This window comes from Collinsella sp. AF37-9 (assembly GCF_003475115.1).
Classification (GTDB): domain Bacteria; phylum Actinomycetota; class Coriobacteriia; order Coriobacteriales; family Coriobacteriaceae; genus Collinsella.
In genome coordinates this window covers 32254-49157 of record NZ_QROQ01000006.1, presented here as the reverse complement: position 1 = coordinate 49157, position 16904 = coordinate 32254, and the positions used below count along the sequence as shown (strand labels likewise).

Sequence of the window (16904 nt, the reverse complement as noted above, 5' to 3'; positions counted from 1 at the left end):
TTTGCAGATGCTGTTTGATCAGGTGACGGTTATCGGTGGCGGTCTGGCGGGTTCGGAGTGCGCGATTCAGCTGGCAGATCGCGGGTTCGCCGTAAGGCTGTGCGAGATGCGCCCCCAGGTTAGCTCCCCGGCCCACCATACCGATCACCTGGCAGAGCTCGTCTGTTCCAATTCGTTTAAGTCGACCCGTCCGGATTCCGCGGCTGGATTGCTGAAGGCCGAGCTTGAGCGCATGGGTTCAGTCCTGCTCGATTGCGCCCATCGCGCGGCTGTTCCCGCCGGTGGCGCCTTGGCGGTCGACCGCGTCAAGTTTTCCGAGTTTGTCGAGGCCGAGGTTGCCGCCCGTCCCAATATCGAGATCATTCACGGCGAGGTCACGCAGATTCCCGAAGGTCACGTGGTCATTGCCGCCGGCCCCTTGTGCTCGCCGGCGCTGAGCGAAGAGGTCATGAAGCTCGTCGGTGGCGACGCCCTTGCGTTCTTCGATGCCGCGGCGCCGATCGTCGATGCCTCCACGCTCGATATGGACGTGCTGTTCTCGCAGTCGCGCTACGAGGAGCAGGGGAGCGGCGACTATCTCAACGCTCCGCTCAATAAGGAGGAGTACGAGGCCTTTATCGAGGCGCTTACCACGGCCGACCGCGTGGTGCTCAAGGACTTTGAGGGCGGCGATCTGTTCCAGGCCTGCCAGCCTGCCGAGGAAGTTGCGCGCACCGGCAAGGACGCCATTCGCTTTGGCGCCATGAAGCCTGTCGGCCTCACCGATCCGCGAACCGGTCGTCGTCCCTGGGCGGCGATTCAGCTGCGTGCCGAGAATAAGGAGAAGACCGCCTATAACCTGGTGGGCTTCCAGACCAACTTGACCTTTGGCGAGCAGAAGCGCGTCTTCCATATGGTGCCGGGCCTGGAGAACGCTGAGTTCTTCCGCTACGGTGTCATGCACCGTAATACCTTTGTCGACGCCCCGCACGTGCTCGATGGCACCTTTGCCGTGCCCGGCACCGGCGTGCGCCTGGCCGGTCAGATCACCGGCACCGAGGGGTACATGGAAGCCGTGGCGACGGGTCTGCTCGCGGCGCTCAACACCTATGCCGAGGCTATCGGGGCCGCGGGCGTCGAGCTGCCGCGTGTGGGCGCCCTGGGTGCGCTCGTGGGCTATGCGACCGATCCTGCCACCGTGGGCTATCAGCCTATGCATGTCAACTTTGGCCTGGTGCCGCCACTCGAGGATGGTAAGCGCCGCAGCAAGCGCGACCGCTACCAGGCCTATGCGGACCGTGCGCTCGAGGCCCTTGATGCCTATCTGGCCACTCGCCCCGATTTGTTTGGAGGCGACCGGTCATAGCCTTTGACCTGTACGACACCGTCGACTCGTTTATCGCCTATATCTCACGTGTCGAGGGGCTTTCTCCCAATACGGTGACGGCCTATGGCTCGAGGCTGGAGCGCTTTGCTGCCTGGTGCGAGCGCGAGGATATCGATGCTTTCGCTGCCGACGTGCGCACCATTCGTCGCTATCTTGCCGAGCTTTCGCGTGAGCAGGTTACTCCCCGAACGCTTGCGGCGCATCTGTCGGCTATCCGATCGCTCTATCGATGGATGGCTGCCGAGGGGGTCGTGGAGGGCGATGCAGTCTCGGCAATTTCCTCGCCCAAGCTCCCGCGCGATCTGCCCGGTGTGCTGACGAACCAACAGGTGGAGGCGCTCCTCAAAGCCCCCGATACCTCAACTCCCGCGGGACTGCGCGATGCGGCGATGCTCGAGCTGCTCTATGCCTCGGGTGCTCGTATCTCTGAGCTCGCAGCACTCAATGTGGAGTCCATCGCGTGGTCCGAACGCACGCTGCGCCTGTGGGGCAAGGGGAGCAAGGAACGTATCGTCCCTCTGTATCGTCGTGCGCTCGAGGCGACGCGTCTCTATATTGAGGAGGGGAGGCCGGAGTTGCTCGCTCGGGCAAAGCGCCGTGACCCCGCTACCGGGCCGCTTCCGCTGCTTATATCGGCGCGCGGCAATCGCATGAGCGCCGCCATGCTCAGGCGGCGGTTCCATACGCTGGCGACGCTCGCCGGCATTCCGGCCGACATCGCCCCGCATGCGATGCGCCATACCTTTGCGACCGATTTGCTCGAGGGCGGTGCGGACCTGCGCTCGGTTCAAGAGCTGCTGGGTCATGCGAGCCTGTCCACGACGCAGATCTACACGCATCTCACGCCCGATCGGCTTAAGCGGGCCGTGGCTCAAGCCCATCCCCGCGGCGAATAGTGGCTGGGACGTCCTGCGCCGCACTCAGGTGTGTGGTTTTGATTGCGGGTTGGCAGGAAGATGCATTCCTGCTATCATTCATCGGGTTGCTTCACGGCAACAGGTTTTTATCACGCACGCGCGGCTACTTCATACCGTGGTGCCCGGGCTTTGGTAGCACATGTCCGGGTTGGTTTTGGAGGATGACCCCGCGCGGAGGCAAACCACAGGAGGTTTAACATGGCTACCAAGATTAATATCCGCACCCTGCTCGAGGCCGGCTGCCACTTCGGTCACCAGACCCGTCGCTGGAACCCCAAGATGAAGCCGTTCATCTTCGGTGAGCGCAACGGCATCTACATCCTCGACCTCAAGCAGACCATCCTCGACGCCGACCAGGCCTACACCTTCGTCAAGAACGTCGCCAAGGGTGGCAACGTGCTGTTCGTCGGCACAAAGAAGCAGGCTCAGGAGGCCGTCAAGAACGCTGCTGAGCGCGCTAATATGCCCTACATCAACCAGCGTTGGCTCGGCGGTATGCTGACCAACTTCGTCACCATCCGCTCCCGCATCAACCGCATGGAGGAGCTCGAGGCCATGGTCGAGGACGGCCGCATGGCAGTGCTCCCCAAGAAGGAGCAGGCTGTGCTCGGCAAGGAGCTCACCAAGCTCCAGACCAACCTCGGTGGTGCCCGTGACATGAAGGGTCTGCCCCAGGCTCTCTTCGTCATCGACACTAAGCGCGAGGAGAACGCCATCAAGGAGGCTCAGCGCCTGAACATCCCCGTCGTCGCTCTGATCGACACCAACTCCGATCCCGACGAGGTCGAGTACGGCATCCCCTGCAACGATGACGCTATCTCTGCTGTCACCCTTATGTGCGAGCTCATGGCTGACGCCTGCCTCGCTGGCTCCGGCAAGGAGCAGGTCTCCGAGGCCGAGATGGCCGCTGAGCCCAAGGCCGAGTAAATCAGTCTTAGTTAATTCTTTTTCATCTCTTTGAAAGGAACCACAATGGCCCAGATTACCGCCGCTATGGTCAAGCAGCTCCGCGAGATGACCGACTCCCCGATGATGGAGTGCAAGAAGGCTCTCGTCGAGGCTGACGGCGACATGGACGCCGCTGTCGACGTTCTGCGTAAGAACGGTCTTGCCAAGGCTGCCAAGAAGGCTGGCCGTGAGACCAACGAGGGCGCTGTCGCCGCGTTCGTCTCCGAGGATGGCAAGACCGGTGCTCTGCTCGAGCTCTCCTGCGAGACCGACTTCGTTGGCTCCAACGCCAAGTTCACCGGCTTTGCTTCCAAGGTCGCTGAGGTTGTCGCTACCACCGAGCCTGCTGACGTCGACGCTCTGCTCGAGAAGCCGATGGGCGAGGAGACCGTTTCCTCCGAGCTCACCGAGATGATTCACATCATGGGCGAGAACATGAAGATCTCCCGCTTCGCTGCCCGCAAGGCCGAGAACGGCGCGCTCGCTTCTTACATCCACATGGGTGGTAAGATCGGCGTCCTCGTCGAGTTCGCCTTCGAGAAGGCCGAGACCGCTCAGGCTGAGTCCTTCAAGACCTTCGCTCACGACGTTGCCCTTCAGGTTGCCGCCGTCGCCCCGATCTGCGCTACCCGCGATCAGGTTCCGGCCGAGACCGTCGAGCACGAGAAGCAGATCTACATGGCCCAGGCTGCCGAGTCCGGCAAGCCCGAGGCTATCCAGGAGAAGATGGCTGTTGGCCGTCTGGAGAAGTTCTACAAGCAGTCCGTGCTCACCGAGCAGGAGTTCATCAAGGACAGCTCCCTCACCATCAAGAAGTACGCTGAGCAGGTCTCCAAGGAGCTCGGCGACACCATTACCGTCGTTGCCTTTGACCGTCTGGTCCGTGGCGAGTAAATAAGCTCTTGTAGCTGGTAATGAGCAGGCTGTGGGTTTTACTCACAGCCTGCTTTTTCATGGCTCTTATCAGAGCCTTTGATATCATATTGAGAGTCTAATTAAAGGAGGATCGCTTTGTCCGACATCCGATATAAACGAGTGCTTCTTAAGCTTTCCGGCGAAGCGCTGATGGGCGACGGCCAATATGGCATCGACCCCAAGGTTACCGATCATCTTGCCAAGCAGGTCAAGGAGCTGCTCGCCGTTGGCCATGAGGTCGGCGTCGTTGTCGGCGGCGGCAATATTTTCCGCGGCATGGCAGGCGCTGCCGGTGGCATGGAGCGTGCTCAGGCCGACTACATGGGCATGCTCGCGACCGTTATGAACGCGCTCGCCCTGCAGGATGCTTTCGAGCATAACGATGTTCCCTGCCGTGTGATGAGCGCTATCCAGATGAACGAGATCTGCGAGCCCTATATTCGCCGTCGCGCCATCAACCACCTTTCCAAGGGCAACGTCGTTATTTTTGCCGCCGGTTCGGGCAATCCGTACTTTACGACCGACACCGCCGCCGCTCTTCGTGCGTGCGAGATCGGCGCCGAGATTCTGATTAAAGCCACCAAGGTTGACGGCATCTACGACAAGGATCCCGTCAAGTGCGCCGATGCCGTCCGTTTTGACAAGATTACCTATCACGAGGTTCTCGTTCGCGGTCTGCAGGTTATGGATTCCACAGCTACGGCCCTGTGCCAGGATAACCGTATGCCTATTTTGGTCCTCAACATCGATGGCGAGGACACCGTCAAGCGCGCGCTCGCGGGTGAGCCCGTCGGCACGCTCGTCTATCAGGAGGATTAAGCATGGCAGAGAACATCACCGCCCATATGGACAAGTCGCTCGAGTCCCTCAAGCATAACTTCTCCAAGGTCCGTACCGGTCGTGCCAACGCCAACATTCTGTCCGACATCACCGTCGATTATTACGGTGTCCCCACGCCGGTCACGCAGGTTGCCGCCGTCAAGACCCCCGAGGCTCACATGCTGCTCATCGAGCCGTGGGATAAGGCGCTCATCAATGCTATCGTCAAGGCCATCGGCGCTTCCGATCTGGGTATTACCCCCAACTCCGATGGCACCGTCGTTCGTCTTCCGTTCCCGGCTCCCACTGAGGAGCGCCGTCGCGAGCTCGTCAAGGAGTGCCGCGAGTACGCCGAGCAGGCCAAGGTGTCTATCCGTAACATCCGTCGCGACTTCAACAACAAGCTCGAGCGCGATGAGGAGCTCACCGAGGACGATGTCCGTCGCGAGCAGGCCAAGGTCCAGAAGCACACCGATGAGTATGTCGCCAAGGTCGAGGAGCTTCTGAAGGAAAAAGAAGCCGAGGTCATGGAGATCTAAGGTGCAATACGACGAGCATAAACTGGTCGAGTACTTTGCCGACGCCCCTGCGGGCGTCGGTTTTTCCGACCTTGACCTCAATAACATTCCGCACCATATCTCGTGCATCATGGACGGCAACGGTCGTTGGGCCACGTCGCGCGGTCTTGCACGCACCGAGGGCCACAAGGCGGGTATCGTCTCGCTGCGCGAGATCATTACCGCCTGCGTGCGCCTGGGCGTCGACGTGCTTTCGGCCTATGCATTTTCGACCGAAAACTGGAATCGACCGCAGCACGAAGTCAACGTTCTGATGCACCTGTTTGCCAAGACGTTTATCGACGAGCTGCCGCTTCTGAAGCGCGAAAATGTGCGCGTAGTCTTTTTGGGTGACATTTCCGCGCTGCCCAAGAAGACTCGCGATGTCTTTGAGCGCGGTCTTGCCGAGTGCGCCGATCACACCGGTATGACGCTGGCGCTTGCCGTCAACTACGGCGCGCGTGCCGAGATTACCCGCGCTGTCCGTCAGATCGCATCCGACGCTGCCGCCGGTAAGATCGATCCTGCCGCAATTGATGACGACATGGTGGCTTCCCACCTCTATACCGCCGGTCTTCCCGATCCCGAACTTGTGATTCGCACCTCTGGTGAGCTGCGCCTTTCGAACTATCTGCTGTGGCAGGTGGCTTATTCCGAATTCTACGTCACCGATACCTATTGGCCCGACTTTGATCGTTGGGGCCTTGTCGACGCCATTTTGGCCTATCAGGGCCGTGACCGTAGGTTTGGTGGACTGAGCAAGACCGAGGAGGCTTAATCGTGTCCGATCGTCCCAAGGCATCTGCTCCCAAGACGCCTGCGCGCAAAGCTGCCACTGCGGGAGCGCCTGCAGCGAAGAGCGGCACCGGTTCGTGGCTGGCGGGCTTTATTACCCGTGCCGCCGCCGGTATCGTCTACGCCGTTGTCTTTATCCTGTGCCTGGTTTTGGGTATCGTGCCCACGGCCATCTTTGTTTCTGTCATGAGCGGTCTGTGCTGCTATGAGTTTTTCCGTATGACAAGGCTCGATGGCAAGATGGCTAACGAGCGCATGGGTATCGCTGCCGCCGTACTCTTTCCGCTGTCGACGTTGGGCGATTCGATGTTGCTGAATGACCTGCTTTTTGCCCTGATGCTCGCTGTGGGCATTTGGTATGTCTGGTCGCCGCGTACCCGCATCTCTGATGTGGCAGTGACGCTCATGGGTCCCATCTACACTGGCTTTATGCTGTCGGCTATCGTGCTGCTGCGCGATGCCGTGCCCGGTTTTGCCGGTGCCCTGCTTTCAGTGGGCGTTTGCGCGTCCCTTTGGGTCTCCGATTCGTTTGCCTACATCGTGGGCAGCCGTATCGGCAAGCACAAGATGGTTCCCAAGATTTCTCCCAAAAAGAGCTGGGAGGGGTTTGTCGGCGGCATCCTGGGCTCGGTTTTGATTTGGCTCATCCTGTGGGCGACGCACTTCTACAAGCTCAGCCTGCCCTATGCGCTGCTGTGCGGCGTGGTTGTGTCCATTCTGGGCGTTATCGGCGACCTTATCGAGTCGCGCATCAAGCGCGGTGTGGGCGTCAAGGATTCCGGCAACCTTATCCCGGGCCACGGCGGAATGCTCGATCGTAGCGATTCGCTTATCTTCGGCTGCATCACCGCGCAGCTGTTGCTGATGATCGGAGGCGTGCTGTAATGTCCTTCCAGACGACGTATGGCCCCGATGGACGCCTTCGCGTTGCCATCCTGGGTTGTACGGGCTCTATCGGCACCCAGGCGCTCGATGTGTGCCGCCAGCATGCCGATCGCCTGCAGGTGACGGCGCTGTCCGTTAACTCCAGTACCTCCGAGCTCGTTGCCGCTGCCCGCGAGTTCTCGGTTCCGGCGGTTGCCGTGGCCGATGTCGATCATGGCGATGACGCCGTGCTGCAGGAGTTGCCCGAGGGAACGAAGCTCGGCGTTGGCGCGCAGGCGGTTTGCGAGCTCGCGCGTCGCGACGATGTCGACTGCGTGCTCGTCGCTATTGTGGGCGCCGCCGGTCTCGAGGCGAGCCATGCGGCCTTGACCTCGAATAAGCGCCTTGCCCTTGCCAACAAGGAGTCCCTCGTCGTCGGTGGCGACTTGCTTATGCCGTTGGCACAACCGGGCCAGCTTATTCCGGTCGACTCTGAGCATTCCGCCATCTACCAGTGCTATCTGGGGGAGAACCCGCGCGAGGCCCACTGCATTTGGCTCACCTGCTCGGGCGGTCCGTTCTTTGGCCGCACGCGCGACGAGCTCGATCGCGTGACGCGTGCCGATGCCCTCGCGCATCCCACGTGGGCCATGGGTGCCAAGATCACCATTGACTCCGCCACCCTCATGAACAAGGGCCTGGAGCGCATTGAGGCCATGCATCTGTTTAACTGCGACCTCGATTTCATTAACGTGGTCGTGCAGCGTCAGTCCAAGATTCACTCTATGGTCGAGTTCGCCGACGGCTCCGTGATGGCGCATCTCGGTGCATCCGACATGCGTATTCCCATCCAGTTCGCGTTCTCGTATCCCGAGCGTTGGGATACCCCGGCGCCTCGTATCGATTTCCGCGAGCTGGGGCAGCTCACGTTTGATGCTGCCGACATGGATACCTTCCGCTGTCTGGCGCTGGCCGAGCGTGCCGGCAAGACGGGTGGCACCATGCCGTGCGTGCTCAATGCCGCCAACGAGGTTGCCGTCGATGCCTTCCTGCACGATGGCTGCAGCTTTACCGATATCGATCGCATTGTGGAATCCTGCATGGACGCCCACGATATGCAGGCGGTCGATTCGTTTGAGCAGCTTCGCGACATCGATGCGTGGGCGCGTGAAAAGGCTGCGCAGGTGCTCGCCGCAACCCGTTCCTAACCCATAAGGATTGCTTTTCGTTTTATGGATACTGTTCTGAGCGTTCTCTCATCGGTCTTTTGGGGCCTGCTGATGCTTTCCGTCCTCGTGTTTTTGCACGAGGGCGGCCACTTTTTGGCGGCGCGTGCCTGCGGCGTCCGTGTGACCGAGTTCTTTTTGGGTCTGCCGTGCCGCTTTGACATCCATTACACGTCGCGTCGCATTGGAACCAAGTTTGGCGTGACCCCGCTGCTGCTGGGTGGCTACGCTGCCATCTGCGGTATGGATCCGACCGATGTTTCGTGCGCCGATCGCGTGCTCGCGGCTATCTATCGTCATGGTCGCGTGACCGTGGCCGACCTTGCTGTCGAGCTCGAACTTTCCGAGGAGGATGTGCTCGAGGCATGCGCCCTTTTGCTGGGCTGGGGCTCCATCGCGCCCTGGTATGAGGAAGGGGAGAAGCCCTCGCCGAGCTACTATCCCACCAAATATCAGACGTTGCCACGAGACACGGCAGGCTATACCACCTTTGATGGTCGCCGTTTCGATCGCGAACATGCGACTGCCGAGGGCGATGTGTGGGAGCTGCCGTGCGGCGAGGCCGAGTTCCTTGCGCAAGAGCGCTCGCACACCTATTTGGGCCAGGGCTTTGTCAAGCGTGCCTTTATGCTGCTTGCGGGCATTATCGTCAATATCCTGACGGGTTTTTTGCTCCTTATGAGCATCTATTCCATCGCAGGTGTCACCGTGCCGGTGGATACCAATGTGATTGGCCAGGTTGACGAAGGCTCGATTGCCGCCTCGGCGGGAATCGAGGGCGGCGACGCGATTCTTTCGGTCGACGGAGTATCGTGCTCTACCTGGATGGACGTTTACGATGCCATCGGCAAGGCTGCCGGTAAGGACGATATCGCCATTGAGTACGAGCGTGACGGCAAGCAGCATTCGACCACGGTTGCGCTCAAAGAGGACGATCGCCTAGGTGTGTATGCATCTACGCAGGTGGTCCGTTTAGACCCCATCACGTCGGCTCGCCTGTCGTTCTCCTATGTTGTGCAGACAGCGGAGGGCGTGATGCGCCTGCTCCAGCCGCAGCATACGATGGAGATTCTCGATCAGTCCTCTTCGATCGTGGGTATTAGCGTTATGTCCTCACAGGCTGCTGCTGCCGGCCCTGCCACGTTCCTTTCGTTTGCCGCCCTCATTTCATTCTCGCTTGGCTTTATGAACCTGCTGCCCATCCCGCCACTCGATGGCGGCAAGCTAGTCATCGAGATCATTCAAAAGATTGCGGGCCGCGAGCTTCCGCTCAAGGTCCAGACGATTGTGAGCTATGTGGGCATCGCGCTCTTTGCGCTGCTGTTTGTCTATATGCTTCGTTCCGACATCCTTCGATTTATTCTGTAGGGGAGTGTTTGGATTGTCTTTATCCCATCCTTTGCCTCGCGAGCTGACGCGCCCCGTGCATGTGGGCGGCGTGCAGATCGGTGGCGGCGCGCCGGTGGTGGTCCAATCTATGACCTGCACCGATACCGCTGATGCCCAGGCAACGCTTGCGCAAGTGTGCGCGTTGGCGCAGGCTGGCTGCGATATCGTGCGCGTGAGCGTGCCCTCCGAGGCCGCGCTTGAGGGCTTCCGCACCATCTGTGTCGAGTCTCCGGTGCCGATTGTCGCCGATATCCACTTTAACCATAAGCTCGCCATTGGTGCCGTTGAGGCCGGTGCCGCCAAGCTGCGCATCAATCCCGGCAATATCGGCGATTGGGCCAAGGTTGACGCGGTGATCGATGCTGCGGGTGCCTCGGGCTGTGCGATTCGCATTGGCGTGAACGCGGGCTCGCTTGAGCAAGATATTGCCGAGCGCGACGACCTCACGCAGCCCGAAAAGCTCGTGATGTCGAGCGAACGCTTTGTGCGGCACTTTGAGGACCGTGGGTTTACCAACATCGTGCTATCCGCCAAGGCCCATAGCGTACAGACGACACTTGATACCTATCGCGCCCTGTCGCGCGAGATACCGCATGTTCCGCTCCACCTGGGCGTGACGGAGGCGGGGACCAAGCTTCAGGGCACCATCAAGAGCTCTGTAGGCTTGGGTATCTTGCTTTCCGAAGGCATCGGTGACACCATGCGTGTGTCGCTCACGGCCGATCCGGTTGAGGAGCCGCCGGTCGCCTGGGGAATTCTACAGTCGCTGGGCCTGCGTCGCCGTGGTCCCGAGATTGTCTCGTGCCCCACGTGCGCCCGCTGCCAGGTTAACCTGATTCCCATCGCCGAGGAGGTCACCGAGCGGCTTAAGAACTATTCCGCGCCGCTTTCGATCGCCGTGATGGGATGTGCGGTCAACGGCCCCGGAGAGGCATCTGACGCCGACCTGGGTGTTGCCTGCGGACGTGGTCAGGGCCTGCTCTTTTCGCATGGCCAGATCATTGGTAAAGTAGCTGAGGATCAAATTGTCGACGCGCTTATGGCCGAGGTCGACAAACTTATTGAGGAGAAATAAATGACCCGAGCAATGTATATGTCTAAGCTCTATGCGCCGACGCTCAAAGAGGATCCGGCGGATGCCGAGCTAGCGAGCCACCGTCTGCTGCTTCGCGCTGGCATGATCCGCAAGGAGGCCGCCGGCCTGTATTCCTATCTGCCGCTCGCTTGGCGCTCGATCCGCAAGATCGAGAACATCGTGCGCGACGAGATGGATGCTGCCGGTGCTCAGGAGCTCATGATGCCCATCATGGTCGATGCCGAGCTGTGGCGTGAGTCCGGCCGTATCGATGCCTATGGCAAGGAGCTTGTGCGCTTTGATGACCGCCACGGCCGCGAGTTTGTGCTCGGACCCACGCACGAGGAGACCGTGACTGCCCTGGTGCGCAATGAGTTGCGTTCCTACAAGCAGCTGCCAGTGAACCTTTATCACATCCAGGATAAGTTCCGCGACGAGTTCCGTCCCCGTTTTGGCCTGATGCGCGGTCGCGAGTTCATCATGAAGGACGCCTACAGCTTCTCTGCTACGCAGGAGAGCCTGCAGGAGGAGTACGACAAGATGAAGCAGGCCTATGCCAACATTTGCGAGCGCTGCTACATCAAGGCTCTGCCCGTTGTCGCCGACTCCGGCGAGATCGGTGGCGATACCTCCGTCGAGTACATGGCTTTGGCCGACGCTGGCGAGGCTTCGCTCGTCTACTGCGACGATTGCGGCTTCGCTGCCGACGATGAGGCCGCAAGCACCAAGGTCGTTGTGACCGAGGGTCCTGGCGACGGTACGCTTACCAAGGTCGAGACTCCGGGCATGGGCACCATCGAGGCCGTTGCAAAGTTCTTCGGCTTCCCCGAGAACGGCACGCGCAAGTCTCTGGCACTCCTCGACGCCGAGGGCAAGCCCGTCGTGGCCATTGTTCCGGGCGACCACGAGCTCAACGATTGCAAGGCCGAGCATGTCTTTGGCAAGGCCTATCGCATGATGACTGATGAGGAGCTCCAGACCTACGGTCTGCATAAGGGCTTTATCGGACCGGTTAACCTGCCCGAGGGCATTCGCCTGGTGTGCGACGAGAGCCTGCGCGAGTCCAAGCAGTGGGCCTGCGGTGCCAACGAGGTCGATTATCACTTTACCGGTGCCTGCCCCGAGCGCGACTTTACCGTCGACGAGTGGGCCGACCTGGTAACCGTCGTTGCCGGCGATCCCTGCCCGCACTGCGGCAAGCCGCTCTCTGCTGCTCGCGGCATCGAGGTCTCGCAGGTCTTCCAGCTGGGTACCAAGTATTCCGAGGCCATGGGCGCCACCTTTATGGACGAGGACGGCAAGGAGAAGCCGCTTATCATGGGTTGCTACGGCGTTGGTGTGTCCCGCTCGCTTGCTGCCGTCGTGGAGCAGCACAACGACGAACACGGCATCGTCTGGCCGGTCTCCGTTGCCCCGTACGAGGTCGCGGTGATTCCGCTCGATCCCAAGAAGGAGGAGTGCGCTAACGTTTGCGACCAAATCGTCGAGGGCCTGTGCGCCGAGGGTATCGAGGTTGTCGTCGATGACCGTGACGAGCGTCCTGGCTTTAAGTTTGCCGATAACGACCTCATGGGCTTCCCGTATCAGGTCGTGCTTGGCAAGCGTGGCCTCAAGAATGGTACTGTGGAGCTCAAGGACCGTGCCACGGGCGAGCGTGAGGACGTGGCGATCGACGAGGTCGTCGCCAAGATTGCCGAGCTTGTTAAGGCGGCCCGCCGTTAATCGACGTTTCTGCTATTAGATGTAATTGCGGGGCTGCTCCGTATCTCTCTTAGGATGAGATGCGGAGCAGTCTATTTTGTTGGAATAAACTCGATGGGTAAAGAAAACCCCACAGCCCATATGAGCTGCGGGGTTTTCTTGTGCCTCCGATGCGAAATAAATCGCTCAGATATTACTGATAATCGACGACGTCGATCCAGTTCTTCAGGAACTCATCGTTCACGTTGCGCTTACGAGCGAGCTCGGAAGCGGCGACGATGCTCGTCCATTGACGCACGACCTGCATGGGCATGTCGGCGCGGTCGCAGTAGAGCTCCAGGTAGGCCTCAGCCTGGTCCTTGCTGTTGAGGGCGAAGAGCAGGTAGGTGGTGGCAACGTCGGCAGCAGGGGAGCCCTGGGTGGCGTGTGCCCAGTCGCACACATAGAGCTGGCCGTCGTCGCCGACGATGACGTTGGAGGGGTTGAAGTCGCCGTGGCAGACCTTGAACTCCCTGGTCATGCCGTCCAGACGCTCCTGAAGGTTGTAGCGCGTGGTGGCATTGAGCTGATCAAGGCTGTCGATCATGCGGGCGAACTTGTCGCGCTGACGGTTGAGCAGCGGGGAGGTATAGCCGTGGATCTCGATCTGGAGGTCGACGAACATCTCGAGATACTCACCAAAGCGCTGGGGCTCAGCAGTCATCTTCTCGGCAAGGGTGGTGCCCGGAACCTTCTCGGTCACGAGCGCCCAGCCGTTGGCGTTCTCGAGCTGGGAAACCTCGAGAGCCTTGGGGCTGCGGATGCCGCACTCATTGATGCGGGCAAGATTCAAAGCCTCGTTGAACACGTCGGAGACAGGCTTGGTCTCGTTAAAGACCTTGACGATCTTGTCGCCCAGGTCGTAAACGACCTTGTTGCCACGGCGGACGAGCTCGGTCTTGGAATCGGGTAGCAGCATGGTTGCATCCTTTCAACGATGCGATAGAAGCGACGGCGGGGGTGTGTGAAACACCCGTGCACCCCCGCCGTTAAAAACCGTGCTAAAACTAGCAGACGGCGTAGTCCTGAGGCTCGCGGCCGTAGTAGGCGTCCAGGTAGAGCTCCTTGATCTCGCTCATGAGCGGGTAGCGCGGGTTTGCGCCGGTGCACTGGTCGTTGAATGCCTGCTCGGTCATCTCGTCGAGGGTGTCGAGGAAGTACTGCTCGTCAACACCGTAGTCGGCGATGGTCTTCTTGACGCCGATGAAGTCCTTGAGTTCCTCGAGCTTCGTGATGAAGTTCTCGAAGACCTCCTTGTCGTCCTTGCCCTCGATGCCGCAGTACTTGGCCATCTCGGCGTAGTTGTGCAGCGCGTTGGGGTAAGGATACTGGGAGAAGGTACCCATCTTGACGGGAGCCTCGGCGGCGTTGTAGCGCATAACGCGGGTCAGGATGACGGCGTTGGCGAGGCCGTGAGGCAGGTGATGGAAGGCGCCGAGCTTGTGAGCCATGGAGTGGTTGAGGCCCAGGAAGGCGTTGGCGAAGGCCATACCGGCCATGCAAGAGGCGTTGTGCATCTCCTCGCGGGCATGCGGGTCCTTGGCGCCGTTCGTGAAGCTGGAGGGCAGGTTCTCGAAGACGAGCTTAGCAGCGCGCTCGGAGAGGCCCTTGGTGTAGTCGGAAGCCATGATGGAGACGTAGGACTCGATGGCGTGGGTCATGACGTCGATGCCGGAGGCAGCGGTCAGGCCGCGCGGGGCGGTCATGCAGTTGTCGGCGTCGACGATAGCCATGTTGGGGAGCAGCGCGTAGTCGGCGAGCGGCCACTTGATGCCGGTCTCCTTGTCGGTGATGATGGCGAACGGCGTGCACTCGGAGCCGGTACCCGAAGAGGTCGGGACGGCGACGAAGTAGGCCTTCTTGCCCATCTCGGGGAAAGTGAAGATACGCTTGCGGATGTCCATGAAGTCCATGGCCATGTCCTCAAACTTGCACTCGGGGTGCTCGTACATCATCCACATGATCTTGCCGGCGTCCATAGCGGAGCCACCGCCGACGGCGATGATGACGTCCGGCTCAAAGAGAGCCATCTGCTTGGCGCCGCGACGTGCGCACTGCAGCGACGGATCGGGCTCGACGTCGTAGAAGCAGTCGTGGGCGATGCCCATCTCGTCGAGCTTGGCCTCGATGGCGCGGGTGTTGCCATTCTTGAAGAGGAACTGGTCGGTGACGATGAAGGCGCGCTTCTTGCCCATGACGGTACCGAGCTCGTCGAGAGCGACGGGCGTGGAACCCTTCTTGAAGTAGACCTTCTCGGGAGCGCGGAACCACAGCATGTTCTCACGGCGCTCGGCCACAGTCTTAACGTTGATCAAGTGCTTCACCCCAACGTTCTCGGAGACGGAGTTGCCGCCCCAGGAGCCGCAGCCCAGGGTCAGAGACGGCTTCATGCCAAAGTTGTACAGGTCACCGATGCCGCCGTGCGAGGACGGGGTGTTGATGACGATACGGCAGGCCTTCATGACGTGCTCGAACAGGCTGATCTTCTCGGCCTGGGCGGGGTGCACGTACAGAGAGGCGGTGTGGCCCGGGCCACCGGCGAGCACCAGGTGCTCGGCCTTGTCGACGGCCTCCTGGAAGTCCTTGGCGTGATACATGGCCAGGACCGGGGAGAGCTTCTCGTGGGAGAACTCCTCCTTGGCGGGGTCGGTGGAGGTGACCTCGGCGATCAGGATCTTGGTCTTGGCGGGAACCTCGATGCCGGCGAGCTCAGCGATCTTGGCAGCAGCCATGCCGGGGATGCGGTGATCGAGGGCGCCATTCTTGAACATGGCGGCACGCAGTGCCTCCATCTCGGCACCCTGCTTGACGAAGTAGCAGCCGCGCTTCTGGAACTCGGCCTTAACCTGGTCATAGATGGTGTCGATGACGGTCACGGACTGCTCGGAAGCGCAGATCATGCCGTTGTCGAAGGTCTTGGAGTGGATGATGGAGTTGACGGCGAGCAGCACGTCGGCGGTGTCGTCGATGACGACCGGGGTGTTACCGGCGCCAACGCCCAGGGCGGGCTTGCCCGAGGAGTAGGCGGCCTTGACCATGCCCGGGCCACCGGTGGCGAGGATGATGTCGACGTCGCGCATGACCATGTTGGTCAGCTCGATGGAGGGGACATCGACCCAGCCGATGATGCCCTCGGGGGCGCCGGCCTTGACGGCGGCGTCAAGCACGAGCTTAGCGGCGGCGATGGTGCACTTGGCGGCAGCCGGGTGCGGGGAGATGATGATGGCGTTGCGGGTCTTCAGGCTGATCAGCGTCTTGAAGATCGCAGTGGAGGTGGGGTTGGTCGTCGGGATGACGGCGCCCACGATACCGATGGGCTCGGCGATCTTGGTGATGCCGTAGGCCTCGTCGCGCTCCAGGACACCACAGGTCTTGGTGTTCTTGTAAGCGTTGTAGATGTACTCTGCGGCGTAGTGGTTCTTGATGACCTTGTCCTCAAGAACGCCGCGGCCGGTCTCCTCGATGGCCATCTTCGCCAACGGGATACGAGCCTTGTTGGCGGCCATGGCGGCCTCATAGAAGATCTTGTCGACCTGCTCCTGCGTGTACGTAGCAAAAAGCGCCTGGGCCTCTCGCATCTGAGCGAGCTTAGCCTCAAGCGCCTCTACGTTGTCCACGATTGCGGGAGTAGTGTTTTCCGGTGACTTTTTCACCATTTGTGTCTCCTTGCGATCGGAGATTTACCCTACGCCTTGCATGATAGCAAGAAATTATTCGGCGAACGGTCAGATTCCTCTAAAAGGCACACTAAAACGCTTCAATAAACTGAAGCGTTTTAACTATTTAACTAAAAGCTCAACGTCTTCTCCGGGCGAATTCCTAGTTTCCCCATGGCTATGGTGTGGAGTTTGTTCATTGTTTGTTCATTAGGTCTTAGGAAATTAATGCACATCGATCAATTCTGGCTGGTCGTGACACTAATTTTTGGTCGTTTCTATTTCATGGCAATAAACGCGTTCTCTTGTCAGACAAAACACTGGTATTAAACTAAAACCAATGTGCCAGACAGTACATTCAGTAAGAGTGAAATATATGCCTTTGCCTCTGGGTATTTTGTCGCCCTTTACCGGTTCATGTCAGTTGAGTAGAAAGGGCGGTTTGTGAGATTGCCACGTTGCAGGCGAGCTCTCGTTTGGCTCGTCTCTTTTTTGTTCGTGTTTAATACGATTCCTACGAGCGTATTTGCTGACGTAATAGTGAATAATGACCCTCAGCAAAACACGACTTCGGAGAATCTGTCTAATGAATCTGCTGATAGTGATTCTGGGTCAAGGGGGGGGGGGGGGGGGGGGG

14 protein-coding genes are annotated in these 16904 nt (G+C 59.9%); 12 read left to right on the top strand and 2 right to left on the bottom strand.

The genetic code is table 11. The annotated features are described in order from the left end of the window. Positions 1-7 precede the first annotated feature (7 nt). The 12 genes from trmFO (at position 8) to DW024_RS03185 (ending at position 12593) form a co-directional block, all read left to right on the top strand. Positions 8-1345: a methylenetetrahydrofolate--tRNA-(uracil(54)-C(5))-methyltransferase (FADH(2)-oxidizing) TrmFO gene (gene trmFO / locus DW024_RS03240; RefSeq protein ID WP_117766657.1), complete on the top strand. Its 1338-nt coding sequence runs from the start codon at positions 8-10 to the stop codon at positions 1343-1345. Then, on the top strand, positions 1342-2262 hold the full coding sequence (locus tag DW024_RS03235) for a tyrosine recombinase (protein WP_118376961.1): 921 nt from the start codon (positions 1342-1344) through the stop codon (positions 2260-2262). The genes trmFO and DW024_RS03235 overlap by 4 nt, the downstream gene beginning before the upstream one ends. A gap of 219 nt (positions 2263-2481) precedes the next feature. Continuing rightward, positions 2482-3210 carry a 30S ribosomal protein S2 gene (rpsB, locus tag DW024_RS03230; protein WP_006236109.1) on the top strand — a complete coding sequence of 243 codons (729 nt, stop codon included), beginning with the start codon at positions 2482-2484 and terminating at the stop codon, positions 3208-3210. Positions 3211-3255: 45 nt separating this feature from the next. Beyond that, positions 3256-4125, top strand: coding sequence for a translation elongation factor Ts (gene tsf / locus DW024_RS03225; protein WP_022094736.1), 870 nt, complete (start codon positions 3256-3258; stop codon positions 4123-4125). A gap of 117 nt (positions 4126-4242) precedes the next feature. Next, entirely contained in the window at positions 4243-4965 is a 723-nt protein-coding gene (gene pyrH / locus DW024_RS03220) for a UMP kinase (RefSeq protein ID WP_040359955.1), read from the top strand. 2 nt (positions 4966-4967) lie between these two features. Continuing rightward, entirely contained in the window at positions 4968-5504 is a 537-nt protein-coding gene (frr, locus tag DW024_RS03215; protein WP_006236112.1) for a ribosome recycling factor, read from the top strand. A gap of 1 nt (position 5505) precedes the next feature. Then, positions 5506-6300, top strand: a complete 795-nt coding sequence (locus DW024_RS03210) for an isoprenyl transferase (RefSeq protein WP_117637242.1) — start codon at positions 5506-5508, stop codon at positions 6298-6300. A 2-nt stretch (positions 6301-6302) separates the two neighbouring features. Next, positions 6303-7202, top strand: a complete 900-nt coding sequence (locus tag DW024_RS03205; RefSeq protein ID WP_233541320.1) for a phosphatidate cytidylyltransferase — start codon at positions 6303-6305, stop codon at positions 7200-7202. Continuing rightward, positions 7202-8389 carry a 1-deoxy-D-xylulose-5-phosphate reductoisomerase gene (dxr, locus tag DW024_RS03200; protein ID WP_117766649.1) on the top strand — a complete coding sequence of 396 codons (1188 nt, stop codon included), beginning with the start codon at positions 7202-7204 and terminating at the stop codon, positions 8387-8389. Before DW024_RS03205 ends, dxr begins: the two co-directional genes overlap by 1 nt. 24 nt (positions 8390-8413) lie before the next feature. Further along, positions 8414-9775: an RIP metalloprotease gene (locus DW024_RS03195; RefSeq protein WP_118376960.1), complete on the top strand. Its 1362-nt coding sequence runs from the start codon at positions 8414-8416 to the stop codon at positions 9773-9775. 13 nt (positions 9776-9788) lie between these two features. After that, the gene (gene ispG / locus DW024_RS03190; RefSeq protein WP_118270390.1) at positions 9789-10871 is read left to right on the top strand and encodes a flavodoxin-dependent (E)-4-hydroxy-3-methylbut-2-enyl-diphosphate synthase; all 1083 of its coding nucleotides are present in this window, start codon (positions 9789-9791) and stop codon (positions 10869-10871) included. Further along, complete coding sequence (locus DW024_RS03185) at positions 10872-12593, top strand: proline--tRNA ligase (RefSeq protein ID WP_233540732.1); 1722 nt, start codon at positions 10872-10874, stop codon at positions 12591-12593. Positions 12594-12765: 172 nt separating this feature from the next. Here DW024_RS03185 and DW024_RS03180 read toward each other — a convergent pair whose 3' ends face one another. Together DW024_RS03180 and adhE are read right to left on the bottom strand one after the other, a co-directional pair. Beyond that, positions 12766-13530 (bottom strand): aminoglycoside phosphotransferase family protein, encoded by a 765-nt coding sequence (locus DW024_RS03180; protein WP_118376959.1) that lies wholly within the window; start codon positions 13528-13530, stop codon positions 12766-12768. An 88-nt stretch (positions 13531-13618) separates the two neighbouring features. Then, entirely contained in the window at positions 13619-16267 is a 2649-nt protein-coding gene (gene adhE / locus DW024_RS03175; RefSeq protein WP_055250041.1) for a bifunctional acetaldehyde-CoA/alcohol dehydrogenase, read from the bottom strand. Between the last annotated feature and the right edge of the window lie 637 nt (positions 16268-16904).